The organism is Companilactobacillus crustorum JCM 15951, from assembly GCF_001434585.1.
GTDB lineage: Bacteria > Bacillota > Bacilli > Lactobacillales > Lactobacillaceae > Companilactobacillus > Companilactobacillus crustorum.
Window position 1 is genome coordinate 1 of the sequence record NZ_AZDB01000057.1, and the last position, 8,825, is coordinate 8,825.

The window sequence follows — 8,825 nt, forward strand, 5'->3', positions numbered from 1 at the left end:
AAAATTCGGATTAAATTTGCAATCTACCGTATCAACTAAAATTATGAAGTATCCTAATAGTACAATAGTAATTATTAAAACTTTTTGTTTTTTATTCATTAAATCATTCCTTCTGTGAATTGTAATTCTTATCCTAATACTGAATTTAATTTTCTAGAAGAAACGTTTTTTAATTACTGTATTAACTTTTATTAATAGCTAAGGAGAAAACTAATTTGCTAGAATTATCTGAAATTAATATTTTTAATATTGTTGTCCAATCAGGTAGCTTTTCTGCTGCAGCTTCAAAACTCTTTATGACACCCCCTGCAGTTATGAATCGAATCAATAATCTAGAAAAAAGTTTAGGCGTCTCTTTGTTTAAACGTACTGCTCAAGGAGTCTCTTTAACTGATTCTGGCAAGATACTATATGAAAATGCTCCACAGCTAATCCAAGCCAATAATGAATTAGTTAATTTAGTTCGTCAAAGTGCACTTAAAACTCAATATATCGTCAGAGTTGGTAGTTCAACTATTAATCCTGTTAGCAATTTAAGCAACCTCTGGTCTAAAATATCTGACAAACTTCCACAATATCATTTACAATTTATTCCTTTAGAAAACAATCGTTTTAAATTCCCAGAAACTTATTATCACATGGGCGATCAAGTAGACTTGCTTTTTAGTCCTTATGGAATGGACTCTGTTCGTAAAAATATTAATTTCTATGAGATGGGTAAATTTAATTTTACTATCATGATGCACACCAACGACCCATTAGCTAAAAAATCTAAAATTGAATTATCTGATCTCAATCATGCTAATTTTTACATAATGCCATCAGGTATGTCTAAAGAAATAGATAAAATTTATAAGGATATTGATAAACAAAAATTAAAGATAAACATGATTATCACCGACGCTCATTACACGGTTAACACTTTTAATAAATTTTCGACTAGGACTGGCTATCTTTTATCATTAAATTGTTGGGATAATGTTTTGCCAGGATTGATTAGTCGACCTCTTAATGTACCCTTCCAACTTCCTTATGGATTTATTACTGCCAAAAATCCTGAACGGCATATAAAACTATTTATTGAAATTCTTCAAGCAGAAATCTGATTAAAGCGTTAGTATCTTTATTTCAGATTTGGTCTATTCGAAAACATCAAAAAAACCAGTACAACAACCATTTTTCAATGGCTATTGTACTGGCCTTTTTATTTACCTATTCAGCAGCGCCATCTAATTCAGCGATCTGTTTTTCAACCTGAGCATTATTACGAAATTCATCGTAAGTTGTATCTGCTCGGTCAACCACACCATTTTCTGTCAAATAAATCAATCGATTAGCAATTGTTTGAATAAATTGATGATCATGAGAAGCAAATAAAATTGAACCTTTATAATCAATTAATCCATCATTCAAAGCTGTTATTGATTCCAAATCCAGATGATTAGTTGGATCGTCCATCAACAAGACATTAGCCTTTAAAAGCATCATCTTCGATAGCATTACACGAACTTTTTCACCACCGGACAAGACATTTACCATCTTAGTTACGTCGTCTCCAGAAAATAGCATTCGACCTAAGAATCCGCGTAAGAAGGTATCATCATCTTCACCTTTTTCAGCAAATTGACGTAACCAGTCAATAATCGGTGTTTCTTCATTAAACATATCGTTAAAGTCTTTAGGCAAATATGCTTGACTGGTTGTTACACCCCAAGTCACTGTTCCCGAATCAGGAACTAATTCACCTGTCAAAACTTTAAACAAAGCTGTCGTTACCATATCATTTTTAGCTAAGAAAGCCACTTTATCATCTTTATTTAAAATAAAGCTGACATTCTTCAATACTTGTTTGCCATCAATTGTGGCAGATAAATTAGAAACTTGCAGCAAATCATTACCAATTTCACGATTAGGTACAAATTTAATAAATGGATAACGACGAGAACTTGGTTGAATATCGTCCAAAGTAATCTTGTCTAACATTTTTTTACGAGAAGTAGCTTGTTTAGATTTCGAAGCATTTGCTGAAAAACGAGCGATAAAATCTTGTAGTTCTTTGATTTTTTCTTCTTTTTTAGCATTCTGATCCTGCTTCATTTTTTGAGCTAATTCTGATGATTGCAACCAGAAATCATAGTTACCTACATATAACTGAATCTTGCTGTAGTCAAGATCTGCAATATGCGTACATACCTTATTTAAAAAGTAACGGTCATGGGATACTACAATAACTGTATTTTCAAAATTAATTAAAAATTCTTCTAGCCAGTCAATTGAGTCAACATCTAAACCATTAGTAGGCTCATCCAAAAGCAAAACATCAGGTTTACCAAACAATGCTTGAGCCAATAAAACCTTAATTTTTTGGCCAGCAGTCAAAGTAGCCATTTTCTTTTGATGAAGACTTTCGGGAATATTTAAGCCTTGTAGCATTTGAGAAGCTTCGCCTTCAGCTTCCCAGCCACCCATTTCGCCAAATTCTGTTTCCAATTCAGCGGCTTTGACACCATCGGCTTCACTAAAATCAGGTTTAGCATAGATAGCATCTTTTTCCTGCATAATTCTATACAATTCAGAATGACCCATGATAACTGTTTCCATAACAGTATATTCATCATAATCAAAATGATTTTGTTTTAAAGTTTCCAACCGTTCATTAGGTCCCAATTTAACAGTTCCTGTTGAAGGTTTAATTTCACCGGACAACACTTTTAGAAAAGTTGATTTTCCGGCACCATTAGCGCCAATCAAACCATAACAATTACCTGGTGCAAATTTAATATTCACATCCTCAAATAACTTTCGATCAGCAAAGTGCAAACTAACGTCACTAACAGTAATCAAATATATATCCTCATTTCTTAAATCTAGTCTAGCAAGCATTATACGTGCTATTTCGATGCTTCGCAAGAAAAGTTTACTAAATAGTCGCCACGTGATTATTTAATCAAATTGGTGCTATAACTCTTTGACGTTATTAATGCTGCCTATTATTTAAATCTGTACCATTCTGTCGACCCGGATTTTTAGGAGTCTCTTGTTGATCTAAGATATAACGTTTGATTAGATCAATTATCTGATCATTCTGTGGTAAATCAGAATTTTGAGCATCTGATCCGGATACAGAAATAGTCGTATAATGTTTGACCTGTCCTTGATAAATGTATTTACCAGCCATCACACTACCTAGAGGAACCAATCCGTCAGAGTTATAAGTTTCTGTTCCAGCAACTACGTAAACATCCAAATTGCTTGGTAGTTCTTTTCTACTATCAATAAAATCTGACAACATTTGTGTTCTATGACGAACTGACTTTTCATTAAAGTTATAAGGAGAACCAATGGTCATTAATCGTTTAATTTTGATTCGAGAAGAATAATTAGCATAATACTTTTCCAAAAATCTAGTATAGATTAATCCTCCATTCGAATGCCCAATGGCCTTAAAATTATTGAATCTATACTGATTAGTAATAGCTTCAAAGGCAATATTAAAGCGTCGAGCCTGTTGTTTAATATTGCTGTATCCATCACGATTATTTTCAAAACCTATCACTATAATAGGCTCATTATCTCTTTGGCGAATTTGCCCTGTAAAATGCAATTTATCATCATTCGTCACTTTAACTTTAATTAAACTATGGGGATTCTTATTGTTTTTATTTATTTTCTTTACCAATTGATCAAAGCGATTTTCAGTTGCTGAACTCCCTGGAATCATAATCACTGGCGACATTTTAGAATTGTGCCACTTCATCAAATCGGAAACATTGTTACGTGACCACTGTAAAGACACGACTATCAAAATAACAGCTAAAATTACCCCTAAACTTGTCCAGATCCACAGTTTAAATTTCTTCATTACTTTGACCTACTTCCTCAGTAATCTCATCGGCCAATTTGACAAATGGAATATAAATTAATACATCCACAAAAATTAAAAAGACTCCAAAAATCAAAGTTAACCAATTACCATTGGTTCCAATAAAAGCTATTAACGGACCTGGCGTTCCTAAAGGAACCGGATAAGCTGCCGCTGGAATCCATCTGAGCCACAACAATAATGCAGCCAAAAGCATATTAACTAATGGTGCTATCAAAAAAAGGATTAAATAAATCGGATTGAATAAAATTGGCAATCCTAACATCATAGGATAATTATTATTAAAAATAGCTGGAAAAATAGACCATTTAGAAACTAGTCGCTTATCTGTTCTTTTTGAAAAAATTAAAATGGCAATAATTAAAGCCAAAATCACACCCGTTCCGCCAAAGTTAGCAAAACTATGGTACAAAGTTGTATCAGTGAATTTAAAAGGAACATTCCAAGCTGAACCAGATTTCAAAGCCGCATTCATATTTGCTAAAGATGGCGCGTCACTAAACGAGGGACCATTAAGAAAGGGTCCTCCAATAGCCATCCACGACAATAGATTAGTCAAAATACCCATGCCTAAAACATAAAACAATGCATTAGTTTGTGAATGCTGCATGACAAAACCAGCAACATATGTTGGAATCTCTAATTTTCCAATCAACCCTAAAAGCATATTCAAAATAGAGGCTAATACTATCACTATAGAGGCAGGTTTTATCATTTGAAATAGTTCTTCTTTTTTAGCATCTACTAAAAAGACCGTGATCCGTCCACAAAAATAACCAACTATTAGCGCTATCAAAAGTCCCTCTGACATTAACTGATGATTAAAATCAGGCATCCCCACGCCAGTAGGCTGATAAGAAATAATTAAAAAGGCTACTAGTCCCAAAGCACCTGCAATTGAGGTCTTTTTACCATACTCTTTAGCCGTAAAATGTGCTGCACCAAATGCTCCATATAACGCTATCATATCTATTGTACAGTGATAAATCACACCCATAATCCAAGCTAGATCACTATGAAAAGGTAACCACTCGGTTACTTTAAAAAGAGTTGCTATATAGCCGGATGATGTTAAAAAAGTTATTTTAATAACTTCAGCAAAACTACCTAAAAGAACAATCGGAAACATCATTTTTAACGTATTCTGAATAATTCTCATAATTTTACTGCTATACATTTTTATAGAGAAATTCAATAATCGATTCAAGTTCTCACCCCATATTCTCCACTGACTTGAATTAATTATATGACTTTTAGAATAAAAAAAAACAAGATAATAGCATAATCAATTGTCTTGTTTCAAATGATTTTTTTCTTGATAAAATTGATAAACAATTACTGCCAAACTACCAATAATAATACCAGCAGCGTTAGCAATCACATCATTAATATCACTGCTGCGATTAATTAGCCAATGATTAGACATAAAATATTGAAAACTTTCAACTGCCCCACCAAAAATAACTCCAAGAATTGCAATAACTAATAAAGGCATCTGAGGAACCATCTTCTTAAGTAAAATGCCCAAAGGTACTGTTAAGATAATGTTTTTCCAGAATTGTAATCCATGCAAATAGAAATTTCTGAGATTAACGCGACCAGTTCCAGACGGCATGATACTAATACTTGTTCCATCATAAGAAATTGGCGTAAATAGAATTATAGCCAATCCCGTTAAATACAGCCAACCAAAAGCAGCTAGATAACGATGAGTTATTTTATGTTGATTAATCAAAACAATCAATCCACTCAATCCAGATATACCTAGTAAAAATAGCACAGGCATCCAACGCATATATTTATATTCTCCTTTGTAACTGATCGTGCTATCCTACCATATATTTGGATTATTGAATATCTATATTAAATAGATATTCCCTTATAAACTTTGTTTAACTAGTTTAGCTTTTAAATTAGTTTTTAATTCAATTTCTTTAATAAGTCGCTCAACATTAGCTTTATCAGTCTTATTCTTTGATAAATCTAAATCCACTTTACGTCCATCCTTCAACTTTAGCATTAAATAATACGGACTATAAAAATGCTGCAAAGCCGAATCTACGACATATGCACTGGCATCAATTGCACCCTCTGATCCGATTCCCGCAGGCATTTCCATTCCTTTGCCTATGACTAATGCTATGGATGAAATTTCTGAGAACTTTAAAGTCCTTCTATTAGTAGCTAATGGCAATATAATTGCTTGGACCTTTTGAGCCGTCGTATCATAATTATTATATTGAATCTCTCTATCATCAATTTGCCAGTAATTATACGAATTAGATAAATTTAACGAATAAATTAATATACTAACAATTAGACCAATAATTCCAAATAAAACACTGATAAATACTTGTCTCGATACTAAGTACATAAGATAACTGATGACTATTCCAATAATTAAGCAAATAGTTAATGGCAAATAATTAATCTTTTTTCCAATTTTTTTCATCCTTATTACCCCCTAGCATTACTGCTGTTTTATTAAATCTGGTTTTTGACCGGTTTTCTTCTCCAGAATAATTAACATTTTTTCAATTTCAGAATCATCAATATTATTGGTCAAATTTAAATCAATCTCATGATTATTTTTTAACTTTACAGATAAATAATATGAAATTGGCAGTCTTTCCAAAACTGCATCTGGATGATAAAATATCCCTCCAAAAGTTCCTCTAGGAGCTCTTACATTTTTTCCTACAACAATTGCAAATGACTTAATTTCATTAAAGGCTATTGTTGATTGATTCTCCAAAAACGGAAAAATAATCGATAACACTATTCGTAAACTATTTGGATAATTATCATAATGAATACCAGCTTCATCTATTTTCCAGTAACCATAATAATTAGACAGATTTAAAGAACAGATAAAAAGACCAATTAGTAAACTCACGCCACCTAATATTACTGCTGTTATTTTTTGACTTGATAATAAAAGGATCATATATCCAACTATGAGGCTAACTATCAGGCAAATAGTTAATGGTAAATAATTAATTTTACGTCCAAATATAATCTTCAATTTATCATCTCATTCCATAAATAATAGTTGAAAGTTCTACACTTTTAGCATATCACTAGTTATAAGCGCTAACTAGGCTTTGCCAATCTAATTTATTAGACGATTTTTCTTTTTAACTATAAAAAAAAGAATGCCTTATGACTTTATATTCGTATAGTCATTAGACATTCTTATATAGATTTAATTTAAATAACGTACTGTGCATCAACCCATTCGTTAGTAGCCACGCGATGATAAGTTACACCATTAACTTCCTTAGTCTGATCGGTAGCCCAAGGAGTATTTTTCGATAATGCACGGTTAGTAACTTTTTTCATACTGCCATCATTTTGTAATGCCATCAGTGGTACATAGGGACCATTCTGATTATTTACATTGATAGCACTAATATTAGTAGTGTTGTTTATTGCATCATTTGTTGCTTGTGAATCTGTAGAGGTATTAGCATTATTAACTACATAACTTGCAGGTGCTTGATAACTAGTAAAGAAGTTATCATAAAGTTGTGAAACGTCAAAGTTTCCATAACTACCATTAAATTTATAACGGCAAGTCCATTGCCAACCATGCGCATTAGGATAGTGATTCAAGTTTGTAGCATCAGCTGGATATTCAGCAATCCAACCTTTATCAACCGTTTCAACGGTACCAACCCAAGAACCCATAGTATAAATATCTGAGCGATAGCCATACTTGGCTACTTCATTCATAAATGCTGTATTGTCAGCATCATTTTGAGCTTTAGAAACTTTGCTTTGCTCAGAGCTTTCTACATCTGCTACTAAAACTGATCCAGCTGGAAGTCCATCCGCCTGAGCTGTTTGAGCGGCAAAGTCAGCTTCCTCTATCGCCTGTTGAACATTATTATATCTGGCATAATGATAACCATTAATATATAATCCAGCAGCTTGAGCCGTTTTGATATCGTTGGCGGCATAAGCATCCTTGAAGGATGTTCCTTCACTAATTTTGGTAACTGCAGCCTTTACACCGTAGTTATCCTTCATATCCTTAAAATTGTCGATGGTCATATCTCCGTTATAATTTGAAACATCAACCATGTCCATACGTGCAGCATCAACGTTAGTAACGCAAAAAAATAAGGCTACCACAGAAAATGTTGCAGCAATCAAAGTCTTAATCCCCATTTTATGAAACATAATTCTCTCCCTAGTAATTTTCTAATTCATAAATATTATATTCTTTTATTACAAAATATTTAGAAAAATTACAGATATGTTGTTCAATAGTAATCCCGATGTAACACCATTCATTATATGTAAAACATTTTTTGATAAAATAATTTTTTCAAAAATGAAATCAAATATTTGCATTACTCTCCGATATGCGGTAAATTAATAACTGTAATAAAGGTTTTGTACAAAACAATTTTGTACAATCTATATTTCAAATAGAAGGGACCATTAAATAATGAAAATAAATATTAAACCAGAAGCAAAAGAATACTTAGCAAAGAAAATTCCCGCAGGCAGTCGTCTTATTTTGACTACTGATGACGGTTCAAACAAATACTCAAGTCTTGGTGGCAGCTGTGCTATCGGTGATAAATTTCAATTAGTTATCCTTAAAGAAGCTGATCCAGATTACACAATCGACTTAGAAAATGATGCCGGTTATGTTATGAGCACTTCCGAAAATGATGCCGATCTTATGACAAATGGTCTTAATATTTCATTATGGCACAATGCCCTAGCTCTTAAAGACAACAGTGGTATTCTTGACGGAAGTCTTTCAGTCGTTGATTGGAGAAATGTTAAGCCTGAAACAGCTGCTGAGCGTCGTGAAAAAATGCTTAGTCTTGGCGACAAAATTTGTTAATCAGTAAGTAAATCATAGTTTTTTATCACAAAAAGGACCAAGGTGACAATGAAGTGCCCTAAAATTGTTAGACATAAT

General features: G+C 32.7%; 9 protein-coding genes. 2 read left to right on the forward strand and 7 right to left on the reverse strand.

Going from position 1 to position 8,825, the window contains the following annotated elements:
* Positions 1-215 precede the first annotated feature (215 nt).
* Positions 216-1,106 (forward strand): LysR family transcriptional regulator, encoded by an 891-nt coding sequence (locus tag FD26_RS10220; protein WP_057868326.1) that lies wholly within the window; start codon positions 216-218, stop codon positions 1,104-1,106.
* 106 nt (positions 1,107-1,212) lie between these two features.
* Here the strand turns inward: FD26_RS10220 and FD26_RS10225 are convergent, their stop codons facing one another.
* From FD26_RS10225 to FD26_RS10255, 7 genes are all read right to left on the reverse strand, one after another.
* A complete protein-coding gene (locus FD26_RS10225) occupies positions 1,213-2,844 on the reverse strand; it encodes an ABC-F family ATP-binding cassette domain-containing protein (protein ID WP_057868327.1) in 1,632 nt (543 codons plus the stop codon).
* A 133-nt stretch (positions 2,845-2,977) separates the two neighbouring features.
* Entirely contained in the window at positions 2,978-3,862 is an 885-nt protein-coding gene (locus FD26_RS10230) for an alpha/beta hydrolase (RefSeq protein WP_057868328.1), read from the reverse strand.
* Entirely contained in the window at positions 3,849-5,090 is a 1,242-nt protein-coding gene (locus tag FD26_RS10235; protein WP_057868329.1) for a PTS transporter subunit EIIC, read from the reverse strand. The genes FD26_RS10230 and FD26_RS10235 overlap by 14 nt, the downstream gene beginning before the upstream one ends.
* A 78-nt stretch (positions 5,091-5,168) precedes the next feature.
* Positions 5,169-5,678: a VanZ family protein gene (locus FD26_RS10240; protein ID WP_057868330.1), complete on the reverse strand. Its 510-nt coding sequence runs from the start codon at positions 5,676-5,678 to the stop codon at positions 5,169-5,171.
* Between the two features lie 84 nt (positions 5,679-5,762).
* Positions 5,763-6,335, reverse strand: a complete 573-nt coding sequence (locus FD26_RS10245) for a hypothetical protein (protein ID WP_057868331.1) — start codon at positions 6,333-6,335, stop codon at positions 5,763-5,765.
* 18 nt (positions 6,336-6,353) lie between these two features.
* Positions 6,354-6,908 (reverse strand): hypothetical protein, encoded by a 555-nt coding sequence (locus FD26_RS10250; protein ID WP_057868332.1) that lies wholly within the window; start codon positions 6,906-6,908, stop codon positions 6,354-6,356.
* Positions 6,909-7,093: 185 nt separating this feature from the next.
* Entirely contained in the window at positions 7,094-8,068 is a 975-nt protein-coding gene (locus FD26_RS10255) for a GH25 family lysozyme (protein ID WP_057868333.1), read from the reverse strand.
* Positions 8,069-8,339: 271 nt separating this feature from the next.
* Between FD26_RS10255 and FD26_RS10260 the strand changes: the two genes are divergently transcribed.
* Entirely contained in the window at positions 8,340-8,747 is a 408-nt protein-coding gene (locus FD26_RS10260) for an iron-sulfur cluster biosynthesis family protein (protein ID WP_057868334.1), read from the forward strand.
* Positions 8,748-8,825 lie beyond the last annotated feature (78 nt).

Excerpts from the sequence above, each read along its gene's own strand:
- FD26_RS10240 (WP_057868330.1), bottom strand. The coding sequence starts at position 5,678 with ATGCGTTGGATGCCTGTGCTATTTTTACTAGGTATATCTGGATTGAGT.
- FD26_RS10260 (WP_057868334.1), top strand. The coding sequence starts at position 8,340 with ATGAAAATAAATATTAAACCAGAAGCAAAAGAATACTTAGCAAAGAAA.
- FD26_RS10230 (WP_057868328.1), bottom strand. The coding sequence starts at position 3,862 with ATGAAGAAATTTAAACTGTGGATCTGGACAAGTTTAGGGGTAATTTTA.
- FD26_RS10245 (WP_057868331.1), bottom strand. The coding sequence starts at position 6,335 with ATGAAAAAAATTGGAAAAAAGATTAATTATTTGCCATTAACTATTTGC.
- FD26_RS10255 (WP_057868333.1), bottom strand. The coding sequence starts at position 8,068 with ATGTTTCATAAAATGGGGATTAAGACTTTGATTGCTGCAACATTTTCT.